Genomic DNA, 20,573 nt, shown 5'->3' on the forward strand with positions numbered 1-20,573 from the left:
GCCGCGATCCGATCGCCTGAGATGATTGCCGGCGTGTCCCTTCGCGCAACGACCGGTGTGGCGAGCATCTGGATAGCTGCGCTAAGCTAAGCTAGACCCTCTGCACTCACCGGCCCCGGCCCCTTGCCCGCGATGCCCGCCACCCACATTGCCGTTCTCGACGACGAAGTCGATATCACGCAGCTGCTGGCGAACTACCTCAAGAGCCACGGCTATCGGGTGACGCAGTTGCACAGCGGGGTCTCGCTGATGCACCTGATGCCGCAGGACCGGCCCGACCTCGTGCTGCTCGACCTCGGCCTGCCCGGCGAAGACGGCTTCGCCATCGCGCGGCAGCTGCGCGAGCACTGGCGCTGCGGGCTGGTCATCGTCACGGGGCGGGGTGACTCGGTGGACAAGGTGGTGGGCCTGGAAATCGGCGCCGACGACTACGTGACCAAGCCCTTCGACCTGCGCGAGTTGCTGGCGCGCATCAAGGCGGTGTTGCGACGGCTCGAGCCCGCGCCCGCAACCGCCTCGGCGGTTGCGTCGCCGGCACCCGAGGCCAACGGCGGGCGCGAAGTGGTGCGCTTCCTGGGCTGGTCGCTCGATGCAGCGGCGCGGCGGGTGACCAATCCGCAGGGCGAAGACGTGACGTTGACCACGGGTGAATTCGACCTGCTCAACGTGTTCGTGCGGCACCCGGGCCGGGTGCTGTCGCGCGACTTTCTGCTTGAGAACACGCGCGGCCGCGAGGCGGGCCCGTTCGACCGCACGATCGACGTGCAGGTGGGCCGTTTGCGCAAGAAGCTCGAAGACAGCGCCGACGAGCCGCAGATCATCAAGTCGGTGCGGGGGGCAGGCTACTTGTTCACGCCGGCCGTCACACACGCTTGACCCGAGGACAGGCCAAAACCCTCGCCCGCACCACCCGAGCCTCAGCACACCTGCGAACGAACACATGAACGAGCCACGCGAACCTCGCTCCAGCTTCGGTGGCATCGACGAGCACTCGGTCTACCGCTCGGTTTTTGCTGCTTACCCCGACGCGCTGTTGCTGGTGGACGGCGCCGGCACCATCGTGCTGGCCAACCCGGCGGCGGCGCAGCTGCTCGACTACACACAAGACCAGCTGGTCGGCCTGCCGGTCGATGCGCTGGTGCCCGACAGCATTCGCCCGCGCCACGCGGCCTACCGTGACGCTTATGCGCGCCAGCCTCGCCCGCGCCCCATGGGCACGCAGATGGAGCTGGTCGCCAAGCGGCGCGACGGCAGCGAGGTGATGGTCGAGATCGCCCTCAGTCCCTTGCAAGACCATGGCTTGCCGTACGTGGTGGCCGCCATTCGCGGCATCGGGGCCTACCCGCGCGTGAAGCAGGCGCTGCAGCGTGCACGCTATGCCGAGCACCTGGCTCACCTCGGGCGTCTGGCGGTGGACACGCGCGACGCGCAACTGCTGCTTCAGCGGGTGCCGGTGGTGGCGGCTGAGGCGCTCGAAGTTGAGGTGGCCGAGGTTTTTTTGCTGGAGCCCAATCGGCTCGAATTTCGCATCGCCAGCGGCCATGGCCTGGCGATGACGGGCGACCGCGTCGGCCAGATGGTGCCGAACCGGCCCGAGACCTCCGCCGGCTACGTGCTCGCGCACGGTGGCCCGCTGATCATCGCGGACTACCGCGAAGAGGTGCGTTTTCAGGTGCCGCCCGCGTTCTTGTCGGCCGGGCTCCTGAGCGGGCTCGTGGTGCCTCTGTCGGACCGGGGCCGCTCGGTGGGCGCGCTGGTGGTGCGCTCGCGTCAGGTGAACCGTTTCGGCAACGACGAGCAGACCTTTCTGGAATCGCTTGCGAGCATGCTGGCCACGAGCTTGCAACGCGCCCAGAGCGAAGAGGCGCTGAACCACGCCCAGCGCATGGAAAGCGTCGGCCAATTGACGGGTGGCATCGCGCACGACTTCAACAACCTGCTCACCGTCATCCAGGGCAACCTGCAGGTGCTCGAAGAGCTGCCGGCGGTCGAGCGCGACGAGTTCGCGCAGCAGTTGGTGGGCGCGGCCGCGCGGGCCAGCCGCCGCGGCGCTGAACTGACGAGCAAGTTGCTGGCCTTTTCGCGCCGCCAGGTGCTGAGCCCGAAGCGCATCGACCTGCCGACAATGCTGAATTCGCTGGCCGACATGCTGCAACGCACGCTCGACCAACGCATCCGCATCGAAGTCGAGGCCGAGCCGGGGCTGGCCTGCGAGGTGGACCCGGGTCAGCTCGAATCGGCCTTGCTCAACATCGCCATCAACGCCCGCGACGCCATGCCCGAAGGCGGTCGGCTGAGCTTTCGCGTCAGTGCCTGCGCAGCCTTGCCACCGGGTGCGCAGGGCGAGCCGGGGCAGGGCGGTGACCCCGAGGCGGGGTACGTGTCGATCGCAATTTCAGACACCGGCTCGGGCATGTCCGATGAGGTGAAGGAACGCGCTTTCGAACCCTTCTTCACCACCAAGGCCGTGGGGCGCGGCACCGGGCTCGGCCTGAGCACGGTGTACGGCTTCGTCACGCAGTCGCGCGGGGCGATCACCATTCACAGCGAAATGGGCGTGGGCACGACCATCACGCTGTTCATTCCGCGGCATGAAGATGCGCGCGAGGACCTGCCCACCGAGGGCGCGGGCCAGCGCGTGCCGGAGGGCTTGCGGGTGCTGCTGGTCGAAGACGACCCCGAAGTCAGCGCCGTGGCACGCAACTTTCTTGCGGCGCTCGGCTGCACGGTGGTGGCATTTGCCAATGGCGAGCAAGCCTTGCTGTCGCTCGACGCAGATGCACGCTACGACCTGCTGCTGAGCGACATCGCGCTCGGTGCAGGCATGCGCGGCACCGAACTCGCCCACCAGGCGGTGCAGCGGGTGCCGGGCCTGGCGGTCTTGCTCGTGTCGGGCTTCTCGGCCGAACTGATCGACGCGAACCGCGACGTGCCGCCCGAATGGGAACTGCTGCCCAAGCCCTACAGCCGCAACGAGATCGCCCGGGCGATCGCGCGGCTGTTTCCGCAGGCTTGACGTCGTTGCCGGCGCCGCCGGCGTCGGGTTACTGCACGGTGGCCGTGGCCGGTGCACCCGCCGGGGCCAGGCAGCGCTGGATGAACTCGCTCAGCGCCTCGACCTTCGGGATCTGGATGTCGCGGCGGCCCTTCTCGGTGAAGCGGATCACGTCGCCCTTGGCCAGGCGCGACAGCGCGCGGCTCACGGTTTCGAGCGTCATGCCCAGGTAGTTGCCGATCTCGGCGCGGGTCATGCGCAGGGTGATCTGGTCGGTGCGCAGGCCGCGTTCGGCGAGCGACGCGGCCCAGTGGCGCAGGAACTCGGCCACGCGCGCATCGGCGGGCAGGGTGCACAGCGACATCATCGATTCGCGGTCGCGGCCGATCTCGCGGCTCATGGCCTCGTGCATCACGGCCAGCAGGCGGGGTTCGCGGGCCGCAGCCTGCAGCAACGCGTCGTAGCGGATCGCCCAGACCTCGCCGGTGTCCATCGCGACCGCGTCGCAGCCGTACTGGCCGGTGGCGATGCCGTCGAAGCCCAGCCAGTCACCGCGGAAGTGCAAGCCGACAACCTGCTCACGGCCATCGGGCGACACGTTGATCATCTTGATGAAGCCTGAGTTCATGACGTAGAGCGTGCTGAAGCGCTCGCCCGCCTGGTAGATCGTGTCGCCCGCGCGCACCATGCGGCGTTGCGGGGCGAGCGTGTCTTGCAGCAGTTGCAGCGCCGAGGCAATGCGCTGGGTGGCGGCTTGTTGCTGCACGCGGCCTTGGGCCGGTTCGTCTTGCGACTCGCGCACCAGGGCGATCGAGGGCATGGGCAGGGGGCGGCGGGCGGCTTCGGCGGCGTAGGCGGTGTTCAGCATGTCGGTTCCTCGTCCTGGCTGGTTCGGTTGGCTCGGGCTTGCGATGGGTCAAATCGTAGAAACCAGCCGACAACGGGATGAGAACGAACCTTGCCGTTCGGTAACGCTGTGTCAACGCATGGTGACAAACCCGCATGAGCACAGCCTGCACGCGGGCGGGTTGATGGCCGTCAAACGCCACGCGATGGGGCGCCTCTAGCCTTCAACCTGCCCACAGTCGGGTCTCACCTTCTTGCCCATGAACTCCAACCTCAGCCATCGCTTTTCGTCATTGGACGCCCTGCGTTCCAGTGACGCCGCGTTGCTGATCCAGACCGCACGCGAGTTGAAGGCGGCCGAGCGCCGGGGTGCCTTGCCCCAGGTGCTGCGCGGCTTCAACATCGCTTTGCTGAGCGACGACCACGCCAGCGAGTCGGCCACCGAATTCCATCGTGCCGCCGCCAGCCTGGGTGCGCTGGTGTCGCGGGTGCCCGCGCATCCCTCGCATGCCGGCGGCGACGGCCTCGACGACCTCGACGACCTCGACGAGCGCGCCCGCCTGCTCGGGCGCATGTACCAGGCCATCGAATGCCAGGGCATGAGCGAGGCCGAAACGGCTTGCGTGGCCGCTGCGGCTGGTGTGCCGGTGTTCAATCATTGGGGCCACGCCGCCCACCCGACGCGCGTGCTGGCCGACCTGATGACCATGCAAGAGCACCTGGGCAAACCGCTCAACGAAATCTCGCTCGGGTTTGCGGGCGACCCAAAGTCTGCCTGCGGCCATGCGGTGCTGCGCGCAGTGGCCTTGAGCGGGGTGGACCTGCGCATGCTCGAACCTGAAGGCGCCACCGTCAGCGGTGGTCGGCAACCCGCCGGCACGCCCGACAGCGAACTGCCCGACTTCATCTGCACGCCGCGCAGCCCCGGTTGCCTGCCGCTGAGGCTGACGACCTCGCGCGCCGAGACCGACGGATCCTTGCTGGTCGAGCAGAGCCAGAACCCGCGCTACCTGCTGCAGGCCATGCTGGTGTGCAGTGTGGTGTGAGCGGACCTGCCAACCGATGGCCGCTTGAGCCCCGCTGCACGAGGTGTCTGCGCACCAGGTGACGCCCGCGGGGTGCCGCCGGTGCCGTCCGAAACGGCCGCCCCAAGCGGCCGTTTGCCATTCAACCCGTGTTGAGGCGGCGCCTCACCGGTCCAGCACGTAGCGCCCCGGTGCATCGCCCAGCGAGGGCAGCATCTTCGGTGGCCTCGTGCGTGCGGTCGAATGCTGCGCCAGCCAGTGCGTCCACGGCTGCCACCATGAGCCTTCGACGGTGTCGGTCGCGGCCAGCCACTCGTCAGGGGTGAGCAGGCGGTCGCCGGCGTGGCGCGTCTTCATGCGGTAGCTCGCGCGCGGTGAGCCGGGCGGGTTGACGATGCCCACGTTGTGCCCGCCGGCCGTCAGCAAGAAGGTGAGCGGCGCGTGGGTCAGCTGCTGCAGCTTGAAGACCGATCGCCATGGCGCCACGTGGTCTTGCACCGTGCCCACGCTGAAGATCGGCACGCGGATGTCACCCAGGTTGATGGGCACGCCGCCCAGGCGGTACTCGCCGTGCGAGAGCGCGTTGTCGAGGTACAGCGCGCGCAAGTATTCGCTGTGCATGCGCTCTGGCAGGCGGGTGCCGTCGGCGTTCCAGGCCATCAGCGCATTGAGCGGCGTGTCTTCGCCCAGCAGGTAGGCGTGCAGGCGGTACGACCACACCAGGTCGCGCGAACGCATCATCTGGAAGGTGTCGCGCATCTGGCGCTTGTCGAGATAGCCCTGTCGGGCCATCTGTGCTTCGAGCCAGGTGACCTGGCTCTCGTCGATGAAGAGCGAGATCTCGCCCGGGTCGGTGAAGTCGGTCTGCGCGGCCAGCAGGGTGACGCTCTTGAGCGCGCGGCTCTTTTCGCGGCCCAGCGCGGCGGCGGCCATCGACAAGAGCGTGCCGCCCAGGCAGTAGCCGACCGCGTGCACCGGCTGGCCCGGGCTCGCGGTGGCGATGGTGTCGAGCGCGGCGCGAATGCCCAGGCGGTGGTAGTCGTCGAGCGAGAGGTCGCGGTCTTCGGCGGTGGGGTTCTTCCACGAGATCGCGAACACCGCGAAGCCCCGGTCGAGCAGGTACTTGATGAGCGAGTTGTGCGGCTCCAGGTCGAGCACGTAGTACTTCATGATCCACGCCGGTACCACGAGCACCGGCTCAGGGTGCACCTGCGGCACGGTGGGTTCGTGCTGGATCAGCTCCATCAGCCGGTTGCGCAGCACCACGCGGCCCGGCGTGGTGGCGACCTCGATGCCGGGGCGAAAGCGCTCGGCACCCTCGGGCGGCTGGTCGGCGGCTTCGTGCTGGGCGTCGCGCAGCGCCTTGAGCGTGCCGCGCACGAGGTTGGCGCCGCCTTCTTCGAGGGTGCGCCGCATCACCTCGGGGTTGGCCAGGCTGTTCGAGGGCGAGGCCATGTCGAGCCACTGCCGCGCGGCGAACTTGACCATCTCTTCGTGGTGCTTGCCGACGCCGGGCACGCCGGTGGTCGCGCATTCCCACCACGACTGCTGCAGCAAGAAGGCCTGAGCCAGCAACGCGTGCGGGTATTCGCGCCAGCCATCGTCGCGGAAGCGTTTGTCTTGCGGCATGGGTTCGATGCACCACGGGCCGGACGACAGGGTCGCCGCGCCGCGCCACCAGTTCTGCACGCAGCGGGCCGACATCTCGGCCAACTCCCACTGCTTGGCAGGCGATGCCGCCAGGTGCACGGCCCAGTCAGCGAAGGCGCCCATCAGGGTGGCGGGTGCGACGGCCGCGCTCGACGCCGGCAGCAGCGACTGCAGCGCGCGCTCGATGGCCAGGTTGCGCACGAAGGTCTCGGACGGCGGGCTGCGCCGGCCCAGCCAGGGGCTCGACGACGGTTCGCGGCTACCGCCGACGCGACCGTGCTCGAGAGATGCGGGCGCTGCGCCGGCCACAGCAGGGGCCACGGGGGCTTTGCTCGACGCTGCCCTCGTCACCGTCGGCACGGCTTTCAGGTGCGAGGCGCGGGCCTTGCGGGTCGGGGCGGGCGAGGTGCGGGGAGGTCGGGCGGGTCGCATGAAAGGCTCCAACTGGGTGAGCGACATCAAAGGGTCGGTGGGAGGCCGTGCGCCGCGCGCGCGGGTGCGGCACGCGGCCGCCACCACTGGCCGAAGGCTTCGAGCGCGAGCAGGCCGGCCAGCACGCAGGGCAGCACCCAGCCGATCAGCTCGGGCCCGGGCGCCTGCACCTTGAAGAGCGCGCGCAGGGCAGGCACGGTGAGCACGGCCGCCCAGGCGGCGACGGTCGTGGCCACCAGCGCCCACAGCATGCGGTTGGGCAGGCGCAGCCGGGCCAGCAGGCTGCGCTCGCTGCTGCGGTCATGCACGATCAGCACCAGGTTCATCGCCACGATCGCGGTCATCGTGGCGGCGCGCATGCCTTCGTCGCCGGCACCTTGCAGGCGGGCGATCAGGTAGGCGCCGAGCGCCACACCGAGGGCGATGCCGCCTTGCACCATGGCCGCGAAGATGTGGCGAGCGCCCAGCACGTGCTCGTGCACCGCCCGCGGCGGCTCGCCCATCGGATCGCCACCCTGGCGCTCGGCTTCGAAGGCCAGCGAACACGCCGGGTCGATCACGAATTCGAGAAACATCACGTGCAGCGGCAGCAGCATCGGTGGCGCGCCGAGCAGCAGCGGAATGATGCTCATGCCGATCAGCGGCACGTGCACGGCCAGCACGTACAACAAGGCCTGGCGCAGGTTGGCGAAGATGCGCCGGCCCTGGCGCACGGCCGCCACCAGCGAGTTGAAGTCGTCGCGCAGCAGCACCAGGCTGGCGGCCTCGCGCGCCACGTCAGAACCCCGTTCGCCCATCGCCACGCCGATGTGCGCGGCGCGCAGCGCGGGGGCGTCGTTCACGCCGTCGCCTGTCATCGCCACCACCTCGCCCGCGCCTTGCAGCGCCTGCACCAGCCGCAGCTTGGTGAGCGGCTTGGCGCGGGCCACCACGTCAACGTCTTTCAGCCGCGAGGTGAGGGTGGCGTCGTCCCAGGCGGCGAGTTCGTCGCCGGTCACCACGCGAGGTGCCCTCGACAAGCCCGCAGCGCGTGCGATGGCGGCCGCCGTGTGCGGGTAGTCGCCGGTGATCATCAAGAGGCGGATGCCGGCGCGGTGGCAGTCGGCCACCGCCGCGGGCACCTCGGTGCGCAGCGGGTCTTCGAAGCCGATGAGCCCGAGAAATTCGAAACCCAGGCCGGCGAGGTCGGCCGCCGGCTCGTCGCCTGTGTGCAAGCTGCTGCGCGCCACCCCCAGCACGCGCAGGCCATCGGCGCCCATCGCCTGCACCTGCGCCAAGACCGCCGCACGCTGGGCCTCGCCGACCTGGCACAGCGCCAGCACGTGCTCGGGCGCGCCTTTGGCGGCGACCTGCCAGCCTTCGCCGGTGGCCCACGCGTGGCCGACGACGAGGCGGTCTTCGCGCAAGGGGTAGCGCTTGCGCAAGCCGCTCGGCGCGGGCGATGTGGCGCCCTGTTCGGCGCCCCAGCGCAGGCAGGCCTGCTCCATCGGGTCGAAGGGCTGGGGTTCGCAGGCGCGCACGGTGGTGTCGGCCAGCGCCAGCGCATCGGCGGCCGATTCGCCCACGGGCTGTGCGCGCACCAGCGCCATGCGGTTGACGGTGAGGGTGCCGGTCTTGTCCACACACAAGACGGTGGTCGCGCCCAGCGCCTCGATGGCCCCGGGGCGGCGCGTCAGCACCTGGTGCTTGGCGATGCGCCACGCACCGAGCGCCATGAAGACGGTGATGACCAGCGGAAACTCTTCGGGAAGGATGGCCATCGCCAGCGTCAACCCGCGCAGCACACCCTGCACCCAGTCGCCGAGCCAGAGGCCGTGGCCGAGCACGATCAGCAGCGACAGCAAGGCCCCCGCCGCACCGAACCAGCGGGCGAGCTGGCGCGTGTCGCGCTGCATGGGGGTCCGTGCGTCTTCCACGCCCATGAGCGAGCTGCCGATCAGGCCGAACTCGGTGCGCGCCCCGGTGGCGGTGACGCAGGCCCGCGCCTGGCCGGCCGTGACCAGCGTGTTGGCGAAGAGCTTCGCGCCCTTGAACTTGTTGACGGCGACCGACTCGCCGGTGAGCAGCGATTCGTCCACCAGCAGGTTGTCGGCGTGCACCACGGTGGCGTCGGCCGGGATGCGGTCGCCCTCGCGCAGCAGCACCCAGTCGTCGGGCACCACCTCGCGCGAAGCGATGCGCACCGCGGTGCCGTCGCGCAGCACCACGGCGCGCGGGCTCGACAGGTCGCGCAGCGCGATCAGCACGCGCTCGGTGCGGTACTTCTGAAACACCGTGATGGCCGCAGCCACGGCGGCCGAAGCCACCAGCGCCAACGCCTCGGTGCGGTCGCCCAGCCACAGGTAGATGCCAGCGGCGGCGAACAGCAGCATGAACAGCGGTTCGCCCGCCAGCGCGGCCAGCGCGTGGAAGACGCTGCTGCCCTGCGTGATGCGCAACTCGTTGGGGCCGTCGCGCTTGAGGCGTTCGGCCGCTTGTGCGGTGCTCAGTCCCTCGGGGGACGGGGTGCGGTCGTTCACGGGTGATTCGTGGGCCCGTTCACCGCGACATCATCGGGCACGCCATGCCGGCGCTGCCTTTGCCATGCGCGTCGTGCGCCGCCGAGGAGGCAGACGCATCCGCGTGCTTGGCGGCGTGCATCGGGCACGACATGCCGCCCGCGGCGGGGCCCGTGGCCGGGCCCTGCGGGTGAACGTGCGGGCCGCGCGGGCCCACGCAGGCGGAGACGAGCAGTGCCAGCGCAAGGCTGGTGACGGGACGGATGAGGCGTTGCATGGCGAACTCCTGTGGCCACTCGAGAACCTCGACGCTACCGCTTGCGCACGCGCGCGGCTTGACGTCCCTCAAGCCCGCTCGGGCTTGTCTGCTTGATCGCCGCGAGGGCCTGTTGCGATTTCGATGTTCGCCCTGTGTGGCCGCGGTTGATGTGCCCCTTGATGTGGGTCAAAAGCGTATGCTGGCAGCCCCGGGGTCATCGGCAGTCTTCGGGTCAGGGAGCCAAAACATATGAATGAGCGTTTCGAAGCCGCAGTCCTGGCGCATAACCCGGACGCGGTGGTCGTGCTGGACCCCGAGGGTCGGGTGCGTTATTGGGGTGACGCCAGCACGACACTGTTCGGCCACGCGGCCAGCGATGCCGAGGGGCGATTGCTCGAAGAGCTGATCGTCCCCGCCGACGAGCGCGGCGACTACCGCGAGGTGCTCGACAGCGCCACCACGAACGGCTTGAGCATCCACGAGGCCGTGCGCTGTCGCCGGGACGGATCTTTTCTCTTCGTCAGCGGCTCGGCGAAGTGGGTGCAAGACGAGGACCGGCCGGGTGACGCGTGCTTCATCCTCACGATGAAAGACGTGACGCCGCTGAAGGTGCAACGCGACAGCCGCCTCGTCGAGGGCAAGTACGGCGGCCTGCTCGAATCGACCCCCGACGCGACGATCATCGTCAACATCGCCGGCCGCATGGTGCTGGCCAACGAGCAGGCGCAGCGCCTGTTCGGGCATTCGCGCGAGGACTTGATCGGGCAGCCGGTCGAGATGCTGCTGCCGCAGCGCTACCGAAACTCGCACATCTCCAGCCGGGCGCGCTACTTCTCGCAGCCGCGCGTGCGGGCCATGGGCGCCGGGCTCGAACTCTTCGGCCAGCACCGCGAAGGCAGCGAATTTCCGGTCGAGATCAGCCTGAGCCCCTTGCAGACCGAAGAGGGCACGATGGTGATGTGCGCCGTGCGCAACATCAGCGACCGGCAGGAGGCGCGCCACAAGGCGGAGCGGCAGTTCCGCGACTTGCTCGAATCGGCCCCCGACGCGATGGTCATCGCCGACGGCGAGGGCGAGATCGTGCTGGTCAACTCGCAGGCCGTGCGCCTGTTCGGCTGGCCTCGCGAAGAACTGCTCGGCCGGCCCATCGAAACCCTGGTGCCCGAGCGCTTTCGTGGCGCCCACGTGGGGCACCGCAGCGGCTTCTTCCAGAAGCCCAAGGTGCGGCAGATGGGCGTGGGGCTGGAGCTGTACGGCCTGCGCAAGGACGGCAGCGAATTTCCGGTCGAGATCAGCCTGAGCCCCATCCAGACCGAAGGCGGCCTCTTGATCGCCAGCGCCATACGCGACGCGACCGAGCGGCGCCGCAACGAGCAGATGCTGCAAGAGGCCAACCGCCTCAAGAGCGAGTTCCTGGCCAACATGTCGCACGAGTTGCGCACGCCGCTGAACGGCATCCTCGGGTTTTCTGAACTGCTGATCGACGGGCGGCCCGGGCCGCTCAACGCCAAGCAGCGCGAGTACCTGACCGATGTGCACCAGTGCGGCCAGCACCTGCTGCAGCTCATCAACGACGTGCTCGACCTCTCGAAGGTCGAAGCCGGCAAGATGGAGGTCTACCCCGAGACCTTCTCGCCGCACACGGCGGTCAGCTCGGTTTGCGCCGTGGTGGCGCCGATCGCACAGAAAAAGCGCATCCAGGTCACCACTAGCACCGACGCGGTGGCCAGCGTCACGCTCGACCTGCAGAAGTTCAAGCAGATCCTCTTCAACCTGCTGTCGAACGCGGTCAAGTTCACCGACCCGGGTGGCACGGTCGGCATCCACGTGGCGCGCCTGGGGGACGACCGGCTGTGCGTGCAGGTGCGCGACACCGGCATCGGCATCGCCCCGCAACATATGAACCAGCTGTTCGAGGCCTTCCGCCAGCTCGACGGTGGCGCGTCGCGGCGCTTCGAAGGCACCGGGCTGGGGCTGTCGCTCACGCGCAAGCTGGTCGAGTTGCAGGGCGGCCAGATCTCGGTCGAGAGCCAGCCGGGCCAGGGCAGCACCTTCAGCGTCGAACTGCCGATGGTGCTGGCCGCGCCTGCCGAGGCCCGTTGAGTGGAGGCTTCCATGACAGCGCGCATTCTCGTCGTCGACGACAACCTCGTGAACCGCAAGCTGGCCTGCGACCTGCTCGAGATGGAAGGCCACGACGTGCTGCAAAGCGGCGACGCGAACGAGGCGTTGAGACTGCTCGCGTCGGTCACGCCCGACCTCGTGCTGATGGACATTTCGCTGCCCGGGATGGACGGCCTCACGCTCACCCGCCAGTTGAAGGCCGACCCGCGCTTCGAGGCGATGCCGATCGTCGCGATGACCGCGTTCGCCATGAAGGGCGACGAGCAGAAAGCCCTGGCGGCGGGCTGCGCCGGCTACATCACCAAGCCCATCGACACGCGGCGCCTGCCGCAGCAAGTCGCGGAGTTTCTGGCCGCCGCCAGTCGCCATCGCGAACAGCTGCGCATCATGATCGTCGAGGACCACCGCATCGACCTCAAGCTCGCGGGCGAAGGCGCCCGGCTCAGCGGTCATCTGGTGCTGAGCAACACGACCGCTGAAGAGGCCATCGCAAGCCTGGAAAACGGCCACCCCGACGTGGTGCTGCTCGACCTCAACCTGCCGGGCATGGACGGGCTGAGCTTTGTTCGCAAGATCAGGTCTTGCGAACTCACCCGCCACCTGCCGGTCGTGGCGATCACCGCGTTTCCCGATGCCTACAGGCGGGATGAGCTGCTGAAAGCCGGCTGCGCGGCCTACCTCGTCAAGCCCATCGACATGGCGCGGCTGATGCAGGAGCTCGAACAGGCGTCGCAGCACAAGCGCTGACGCCGGTTCTCGCCCGCAACAGATGCATGGCTTGACCTGCGTCAAGCCGGACGCGCGGGCGTGGGTCTCCTGTGCGATGTTGGCTTCAAGTCGCTGGCTCAATGGCCGATAGAGGGTTGACCTGCCACACCGGCGGGGTGTCCGTGCACGAGCGCAGCATGGCCGCGACAAGGCTCTGCAGGGCGTGACGAGCGGCGTGCCCAACCGCACATTGCGATGGAGAGGCCCATTGATTGCTGACGCGGACATCCTGCTGGTGGACGACGACACCGATGTCATCCGGTTCATGAGCCAGGCGCTCAAGGGGGTGGGCAACCTGCGGTTCGCCACCGGCGGGGCCGAGGCGCTTGCACTGGCCGCCGCCGCTGTGCCGGACCTGATCCTTCTCGATGCCGAGATGCCGGGCATGAGCGGGTTCCAGCTGTGCCGTGCCTTGCAAGCCGACCCCGCGCTGGCCGACGTGCCGGTGATCTTCGTCACCAGCCACACCGAAGATGCGCTGCAGGTCGCGGGGCTCGACATGGGCGCGGTGGACTTCATCAGCAAGCCCGTCAACCCGGTGCTCTTGCAGGCCCGCGTGCGCACGCAGTTGCGGCTCAAGCGCATGTCGGACCAACTGCGTGAAATGTCGAGCACCGACCCGCTCACCGGCATTGCCAACCGGCGACGTTTCGATGATTCCCTCGGCCGCGAGTGGCGGCGGGCCTGGCGCACTGCGCGACCCCTGTCGCTGCTGATGATCGACATCGACCATTTCAAGGCCTTCAACGACCTCTATGGTCACCCCGCGGGCGACGCCTGCCTGCGTTCGGTGGCGCTGGCCATGCAGCACGTGGCTTCGCGGCCCGGTGATCTGCTGGCGCGTTACGGTGGTGAAGAGTTCGCGCTGCTGCTGCCCGACACCTCGGCCGACGGCGCGGCACGGGTGGCGCAGTCGGTGCTCGATGCGGTGAGCCGTTTGGCGATCCGTCACCAAGGGGTGCCCGGGCGAACCAGCGTGTCGGTCAGTGTCGGCATCGGCAGCTTCGACAGCCACAGCGACTCCTGGCGCGACCCGCCGGGCGAGACCCGCGCCGAGTGCAACGAACCCGCGTGCGATGGCCGAGACCTGCTGCTGGCCGCCGATCAGGCGCTCTACGACGCCAAGGCCAGTGGGCGAGGGCGCGCGTTGGCGATTGACATCGACCTTGCCCGCGCGGCTGCCGCAGCGTCGCGGGCCACGCAGCAATCCTGACCTGCTGGCCCATCCATGCGCCTGGCCGTTCTGGTGGAGAACCCCCGTCGGTTCGCATTTGGCGTTTTTCTGGCCGCAGCGGCGCTGGCCCTGGGCCTGGCGCACGTGCAGGCGCTGCACAACGCGAACCACGCCGCAGAGCGGTTCGAGGCCGTGGCCCAGCGGGCGGCGACGCAGCTCAACCAGCGGCTCGAGGTCTACGAGTTCGGTCTGCGCGGGGCGCGGGGCGCGGTGATCGGTGCGGCGGAAGACATCGACCGCCGGCGCTTTCAGAACTACATTGCTTCGCGCAGCGCAGCGCGCGAGTTTCCGGGCGCACGCGGCTTCGGCGTGATTCGCAGGGTCGAACCCGCCAATGAAGCGGCCTTCCTGGCGAAGGCCCGTGCCGACGGCAAGCCCGACTTCACCGTGCGCCAGCTGGCGCCACATGCGGGCACGCGGTATGTCATCCAGTACATCGAGCCGATCGAGTCGAACGCCAGCGCGGTGGGCCTGGACATCGCCTCGGAGTCCAATCGCCGCGCCGCCGCCGACCGTGCCATGCGCACCGGTGAAGCGAGCCTCAGCGCCCCCATCACGATCGTGCAGGCAGCCGCCGCCGACCACCGCGCGTTTTTGCTGCTGCTGCCCATCTACCGGGCGGGCATGCCGCTCGACACCACCGAGCAACGCGAGGCGGCGACCTACGGTTGGTCGTACGCGCCGCTGGTGATCGACGAGGTGCTCGCGGGATTCGACTTCGCGGGCGGAGAGTTCGCGCTGGTGCTTCGCGATCGCCACGGCGGCGACTGGAAGCCCTTCTTCGACTCGTCACAGGGCGCGCCGGCCCTGCGCCTCGGGGCTGACCTGGTGCGGCACATCCCGCTCACCGTCTACGGACGCGAGTGGGACGTGGAAGTTCGCGCCCTGCCGTTGTTCGTCAAGCACCTCGACCAGGTGGCACCCAGCTCCGTGGCGCTGCTCGGCCTGGTGGTGGCGGCGTTGCTCGGTGCGCTGTCTCACACGGCGCTCGAAGGGGCCACGCGCCAGCGGCAGATCCACGCCGAGCGTGCGCGCCGCGCAGCCATGGTGGGTGGCGCGCACGATGCCATCCTCGCGGTGGACTCCGAGGGTTACGTCGCCGACTGGAACGAGGGCGCCGAGCGCCTGTTCGGCTACATGGCCAACGAGGCCCTCGGCCAGCGCATCAACGACCTGATCGGCTACGAGGCCAGCGCCGCGCAGGCCGCGGCCACCGAAGAGGCGCTGGCACGGGGCGAGAACGTGCCCCCGTTCGACACCGTCTTCATGCACCGCGACGGCAGCGAACTGCAGGTGTCGGTGGCGGCATGCCCGATCCGCAGCAGCGACGGCCGCATCGTGGGTTATGCGCAGACCGTGCGCGACATCAGCGAGCGAAAGGCGGCCGAGGCAGCGTTGGTGTCGGCCCGCGACGCGCTGGAGCGACTGGTCGCCGAACGCACCGCACTGCACGAGGCCGCGCGGCGCGACCTGCAGAAGATCCTCGATGCCATGCCGTCCGTCGTGGGTTACTGGGACCGCGCGTTGCTGCCGCGCTTTGCCAACCGCACCTACTGTGAATGGTTCGGGCTCGACCCGTCGCAACCGCTGCGACGCTCGATACCCGAGGTGCTGGGCGAGACCTTCGAGGTCGTTCGCCCCCACATCGAAGCCGCGCTTGGCGGCGAGGCCCGGCGCTTCGCGCGCGACATTCGCCGACCCGACGGCAGCGTGCGTCACACCATCACCCACTACCTGCCCGACGTGGTGGATGGCGAGGTGCGTGGCTTCTACGGCTTCGCGCAAGACGTCACCGAGCAGGTGGACGACAAGGCTCGGCTGGCGCGGGCCATCCGAGAAAGCGAGGCGCTGCTCAGCACGGTGCGGTTGCACACCATCTTCTCGGCGGCTGACCACACGGGGCGCATCATCGACGTCAACGAGGGCTTTTGCCGCATCAGCGGCTACACCCGCGACGAGCTGATGGGGCGGGACCACCGCATCGTCAACTCGGGCGAGCACGGCGCCGAGTTCTGGTCTCGCATGTGGAGGACCATCTCGAACGGCCGTCCGTGGCGCGGCGAAATCTGCAACCGCGCGAAAGATGGCTCCCTGTACTGGGTCGAAAGTGTCATCGCCCCGTTCATCGGGCCCGACGGCCGGGTCGAGAAGTACGTGTCGATACGAACGGACATCACCGCCGCCAAGCTGGCCGAACAGAAGCTGCGGGCCAGCGAAGCGCTGCTGCGCAACGTGCTTGACTCGGCCACCTACCTGTCGGTGATTGCGACCGACCCGGACCTGACCATTCGGCTCATCAACGGCGGCGCCGAGCGCATGCTCGGGTACACACGAGAAGAGCTGGTCGGCCGCCAGACGCCACTGCTCATCCACGACCCCGACGAGGTGCGTGCGCGGGCACTCGACATCACGTCACAGACCGGTCAGTTGGTCGAGCCCACCGAGGTGTTCACCCAGCCCTCGACTTTTGGCCAGCCACACGAATGGACCTACATCACGCGCGAGGGGCAGCGCCTGCGCGTTGCGCTCACCGTCACGCCCATCCTGGGCGACGACGGGCTGCTGCTGGGCTACACCGGCGTGGCACTCGACGTGACCGAACGGCGGCGCCAAGAAGCCTCGCTGCGGCAGGCCATCGAGCGCGCCGAGCGTGCGAACGAGGCGAAGAGCCAGTTCCTGGCCAACATGAGCCATGAGATCCGCACACCGATGAACGCGGTGATCGGCATCACGCACCTGTTGGCCGACACGCAGCTCGACGCTGAACAGCGGGGCTACGTCGACAAGGTCGCCTTGGCGAGCAAATCACTGTTGGGCGTCATCAACGACGTGCTCGATCTGTCGAAGATCGAGGCCGGCGAGTTCGCCATCGAAGAGCGCGCGTTCGACCTGCGCCAGTGGCTCGACGACCTGCGCGCCGTGATGGAGGTGCAGGTCGGCGCCAAGCCGCTGGCGCTTCGGTTCGAGTTGCCCCACGGCCTGCCGCGCCACTTGCTGGGCGACCCCGTGCGACTGAACCAGGTGCTCACCAACCTGCTCACCAACGCGATCAAGTTCACCGACCGGGGCTTCGTGCGCCTGTCGGTCGTCCACCTGCAAACCGACGGTGACCGGGTTTCGCTCGTCTTCAGCGTGCGCGACAGCGGCATCGGCATCGCGCCCGAAGCGCAGCAGCGCCTGTTCACACCGTTCACGCAGGCCGATGCCTCGACCACACGGCGCTTCGGCGGCACGGGGCTCGGGCTGTCGATCGTCAAGCACATCGTCGAGCTGATGGGCGGGCGCGTGGGCATGACCAGCGAGCCGCACAAGGGCAGCCACTTCTGGGTTGAACTGGCATTCCGCCTCGCCCCGGCGGGTGCCTTGGCGGATGCGCGCGCGCTCGCCGGGCCCCGGCCCACACGCCGCCTCGATGGCCTGCACGTGCTGGTGGTGGATGACAGTGACATCAACCGCGAGGTGGCGCGACGCATCCTCGAACGTGCCGGGGCCGAGGTGCTGCTGGCCACCGACGGCCACGATGCGCTCGACGTTCTCTCCCACGGCAAGTTGCCGGTCGATCTGGTGCTGATGGACGTGCAGATGCCGGTGATGGACGGCCTGGAAGCGACCCGCCGCATCCGCGGCGAAATGGGCCTCGTGTCGCTGCCCATCGTCGCGCTGACCGCCGGGGCGCTGGTCAGCGAACGCCAGCGCGCGCTGCAGGCCGGCATGGACGAATTCATCACCAAGCCCTTCGAGCCGGAGGCCCTGGTCGAGGTGGTGGGACGCCTGGGGCGATCGCCCGACAGGGCCTCATCCGCTGGCGCTGCGGTGAGCGCAGCGACGGCTCTGGCCGGCACCCCGCAAGCCCCGGCCGACGACGCGCCCTGGCCCGAGATCGACGGCATCGAGACCGCCGATGCGCGGCACCGCCTCTCGGGCGATCTGGCTCTTTTCTGGGACATGCTGGGTCGCCTGGTGGACCAGTACGGCGACCTCGTCGAGGTGCCCGGCGTGGCGATGGCCGCGTTGGCGGGCGATGCCGAACGCACACGCATGCACCGCCTGCGGGGCAGCGCCGGCATGCTGGGCCTCAAAGATGTGCAGCACTGGGCGGGGCAGGCCGAATCGGCCCTGGTGCAGGGCGATCAGGCCGCCTACGTGGCGGCGCGCTCGGCCCTGGCCACGGCGTTTGCCCGCGTGTGCGCGAGTGCGGCGCCGGTTTTGGCCGCCCGGCAGTGCGACGCCCCTGCTGCCGCGGCCCAAGCGGCCGGCCCGCTCGATGGGGCGGCGGTCGAGCACTTGCTGGGCCTGCTGTCCGCACAACGCCTGAGCGCACTGGAAGCGTTCGAGCCCTTGCGCCCCGCGCTGCAGCACCGGCTCGGTGCCGAGCGCTTCGGCCAGCTCGAAGCGGCGATTCAGGGGTTGCGCTTCCAGGCCGCGTCGGTGCTGCTGGCCGAGGCCTTGAGCACCGAGCGGGCCTGACGCGACGCGTCAGGCGCTGGTCGACTCGCGCACCAGCAGCACCGGCACGTCGGTCGCGCGCACCACTTGCTCGGCGGCGCTGCCCAGCGCGATGCGGCTCAGCCCGCGTCGGCCATGCGTGCCCATCACGATCAGCGTGCAGCGGTTCTTGGTCGCCTCTTCGACGATGACCTCGGCCACGCGCTGGCGGGTCACCTCGCGCAGCACGCAGTCGCAGCTGACGCCGGCCTCCGAGGCTCGGGCCTTGGCCTTGTCGAGCAGGTCGCTGCCGAACTTCTTCAGGCTCGCGACCGACTCGTCATAGCTCACGGCCGAGGCCATCTCCAACATCATCGGAAAGGCGTCGATCACGTGCAACGGCACGAGGGTGGATTTGTGGGTGCGGGCCATCTCGATGGCTTCGCGCAGGCCGCGTTCCGCGGTGGGGCTGCCGTCGACCGGCACGAGGATGCGTGCATACATGGCGAGACTCCTTGCAGGGCTACTGGATGGCGATGGTGCGGCTACCCGCGCCTTCGCGCTTGGGCAGCGTGAGCTTCAAGACGCCGTCTTCCAGCTTGGCGACGACGGCTTTCGAGTCGATCTCGTGCGCGAGCGAGAAGCCGCGCGACACGCTGCCGAAAGAGGTCTCTTTCAGCAACACGCGGCTACCCGACTTTTCTTCGCGCTCGCGGCGCACCTCGGCAGAAATCGAGACGTAGTTGCCATCGACCGACACGCGGATGTCGTCCTTCTTCGCGCCGGGGATTTCGGCGCGCACCTGGTAGTCCTTGTCGTTCTCGGTCACGTCCAGGCGAATGTCGCCCGGCATGCCGTCTTCTGCCAGGCGCAGCGGTCGCGCCAGGCGCCGAAAGAAGTCGGGAAGCATTTGGTCGATGGGGTCGATGCGAGACAGAGCACTCATGGGTACCTCCTGGTTCAAGCGTTGACGTCGTCCGAAGGGGCCTCGCCCGAAGCCCCTCGTCGAACGACACGAACCAGTTTAGAAACCGCCTGCGGGCCCGAGTTGCGCTGCATCAACGGGCACAGCGGGGTCGCGGGTCACCGCGCCATGGCGACGCTGCGCGGCTCGACGCGGGCCCCGTCGACCACCGCGCCGGACGGGTAGACAACCACGGTCTGGCCCGGGCTCAGGCCCTGGCGCACCCACACCTCGGCACTGTTGCGCCCGGCCGCGTCGATGGGCGTGAGCCGCGCGCGTTGGCCATCGACCACGTAGACGGCCATGCCGGCCTTGCTGCCTTCGCGGCCCGGCAGCGGGAAGGTCGCGCCCACCGGCACCTTCACCGCGCCCTCGACCGACTGGGTCACGATGCGCACCGCGACGCGAAAGCCGTCGCCGAGCGCCTGCCATTGCTCGGGCGGGCTGCTGATGTTGATGAGCACCTTCACGCGCTGCTCTTCGACGCCCAGCGCCGAAATCTTGGTGAAGGCCGCCGGCTCGACGGCGCGCACCTGGCCTTGCAGCACCCCCGCGCCGCCCCAGCGGTCGATGACGACCGGGCTGCCGGGCTTGGCCTGCAGGGCGTCGCCGGTCAGCAGTTCGGTCACGACCTCCAGGCCGCGCGTGTCGCCCAGCTCGATGAGCGGGGTGCCCATGGCGACCGCGGTCTCGCTCGGCTGCGCCACGCGCAGCACGCGGCCACCCACCGGGGCGGTCAGCACGAAGGCGCGCGGGTTGGTGGCGCCTTGCGGGCTGCTGCGCACGGCAATGAGCGCGGCGCGGGCCTGCTCGACCTCGTGGTTGGCGATGTGGTGTTCTTGCGTGGCGGCTTCCAGCTCTTTCTGCGCGGCCTGGGCGGCCAGGCGATCGCTTTCGAGCTTGGTGGGCGAAATGAAACCCTGGCGCGACAACTGCTCGCTGCGCTGCACCTCGTTGGCCGCGCGCTGCACGCCGACGCGCGCCGCCTCGATGCGCACCCGGGCGCGCTCGACCTGGGCCTGGGCGGTCTCGACGCGCACCTGCTGGCCACGCAGCGTGCGGTCATCGACCAGCGGCGACAGCACCGGCGTGAGCGAGGCCACCACGGCGCCGGCTTCGACCACGTCGCCTTCACGCAGCAGCGGCCGCGCCAGCAGCCCGGCCAGCGGCGCCGAGACGACGTAGCGCTCGCGCAGGCGGGTCTTGCCGTCTTCTTCGATCGCGGTCTCGAAGCGGCCCTGTGTCACCTGGCCGACCTCGACCTCGACCGGCCGGGGCGCGAAGGCCCAGGCCAGCAGCCCCACCACCGCGAGCGCGCCACCCGCGCCGTACATCCAGGTCTTGCGGTTCATG

Annotated in this window: 14 protein-coding genes; 7 read left to right on the forward strand and 7 right to left on the reverse strand. The window is 69.2% G+C overall.

Going from position 1 to position 20,573, the window contains the following annotated elements:
- Window positions 1-132 precede the first annotated feature (132 nt).
- Entirely contained in the window at window positions 133-876 is a 744-nt protein-coding gene (locus AC1KAT_RS13245; RefSeq protein WP_480326663.1) for a response regulator, read from the forward strand.
- 64 nt (window positions 877-940) lie between these two features.
- Window positions 941-3,016, forward strand: a complete 2,076-nt coding sequence (locus tag AC1KAT_RS13250) for an ATP-binding protein (protein ID WP_480326665.1) — start codon at window positions 941-943, stop codon at window positions 3,014-3,016.
- Window positions 3,017-3,044: 28 nt separating this feature from the next.
- Here the strand turns inward: AC1KAT_RS13250 and AC1KAT_RS13255 are convergent, their stop codons facing one another.
- Entirely contained in the window at window positions 3,045-3,863 is an 819-nt protein-coding gene (locus AC1KAT_RS13255; RefSeq protein WP_480326667.1) for a Crp/Fnr family transcriptional regulator, read from the reverse strand.
- A 238-nt stretch (window positions 3,864-4,101) separates the two neighbouring features.
- On the opposite strand from AC1KAT_RS13255, the gene AC1KAT_RS13260 reads away from it, so the two are divergent.
- Window positions 4,102-4,887 (forward strand): Rossmann-fold NAD(P)-binding domain-containing protein, encoded by a 786-nt coding sequence (locus AC1KAT_RS13260; protein ID WP_480326669.1) that lies wholly within the window; start codon window positions 4,102-4,104, stop codon window positions 4,885-4,887.
- Between the two features lie 144 nt (window positions 4,888-5,031).
- On the opposite strand, the gene AC1KAT_RS13265 is transcribed toward AC1KAT_RS13260, so the two are convergent.
- The 3 genes from AC1KAT_RS13265 to AC1KAT_RS13275 are packed head-to-tail and all read right to left on the reverse strand — an operon-like array spanning window position 5,032 to window position 9,723.
- A complete protein-coding gene (locus AC1KAT_RS13265) occupies window positions 5,032-6,948 on the reverse strand; it encodes a PHA/PHB synthase family protein (RefSeq protein WP_480326671.1) in 1,917 nt (638 codons plus the stop codon).
- 26 nt (window positions 6,949-6,974) lie between these two features.
- Window positions 6,975-9,467, reverse strand: a complete 2,493-nt coding sequence (locus AC1KAT_RS13270; protein ID WP_480326673.1) for a cation-translocating P-type ATPase — start codon at window positions 9,465-9,467, stop codon at window positions 6,975-6,977.
- 19 nt (window positions 9,468-9,486) lie between these two features.
- Complete coding sequence (locus AC1KAT_RS13275) at window positions 9,487-9,723, reverse strand: hypothetical protein (protein ID WP_480326675.1); 237 nt, start codon at window positions 9,721-9,723, stop codon at window positions 9,487-9,489.
- A 231-nt stretch (window positions 9,724-9,954) separates the two neighbouring features.
- Between AC1KAT_RS13275 and AC1KAT_RS13280 the strand changes: the two genes are divergently transcribed.
- From AC1KAT_RS13280 to AC1KAT_RS13295, 4 genes are all read left to right on the forward strand, one after another.
- Entirely contained in the window at window positions 9,955-11,808 is a 1,854-nt protein-coding gene (locus tag AC1KAT_RS13280; protein WP_480326677.1) for a PAS domain-containing protein, read from the forward strand.
- Between the two features lie 12 nt (window positions 11,809-11,820).
- Window positions 11,821-12,576, forward strand: coding sequence for a response regulator (locus AC1KAT_RS13285; RefSeq protein ID WP_480326679.1), 756 nt, complete (start codon window positions 11,821-11,823; stop codon window positions 12,574-12,576).
- 229 nt (window positions 12,577-12,805) lie between these two features.
- On the forward strand, window positions 12,806-13,810 hold the full coding sequence (locus AC1KAT_RS13290; RefSeq protein ID WP_480326681.1) for a diguanylate cyclase domain-containing protein: 1,005 nt from the start codon (window positions 12,806-12,808) through the stop codon (window positions 13,808-13,810).
- Between the two features lie 15 nt (window positions 13,811-13,825).
- Window positions 13,826-18,298 carry a PAS domain S-box protein gene (locus AC1KAT_RS13295; protein WP_480326683.1) on the forward strand — a complete coding sequence of 1,491 codons (4,473 nt, stop codon included), beginning with the start codon at window positions 13,826-13,828 and terminating at the stop codon, window positions 18,296-18,298.
- Window positions 18,299-18,307: 9 nt separating this feature from the next.
- Here the strand turns inward: AC1KAT_RS13295 and AC1KAT_RS13300 are convergent, their stop codons facing one another.
- From AC1KAT_RS13300 to AC1KAT_RS13310, 3 genes are all read right to left on the reverse strand, one after another.
- Window positions 18,308-18,760, reverse strand: coding sequence for a universal stress protein (locus tag AC1KAT_RS13300; RefSeq protein ID WP_480326685.1), 453 nt, complete (start codon window positions 18,758-18,760; stop codon window positions 18,308-18,310).
- A gap of 19 nt (window positions 18,761-18,779) precedes the next feature.
- Window positions 18,780-19,202: an Hsp20/alpha crystallin family protein gene (locus AC1KAT_RS13305; RefSeq protein ID WP_480326687.1), complete on the reverse strand. Its 423-nt coding sequence runs from the start codon at window positions 19,200-19,202 to the stop codon at window positions 18,780-18,782.
- A 137-nt stretch (window positions 19,203-19,339) separates the two neighbouring features.
- Window positions 19,340-20,572, reverse strand: a complete 1,233-nt coding sequence (locus AC1KAT_RS13310; protein WP_480326689.1) for an efflux RND transporter periplasmic adaptor subunit — start codon at window positions 20,570-20,572, stop codon at window positions 19,340-19,342.
- Between the last annotated feature and the right edge of the window lies 1 nt (window position 20,573).

The sequence above is a fragment of the Piscinibacter sp. PDB5-1 genome, from assembly GCF_056676035.1.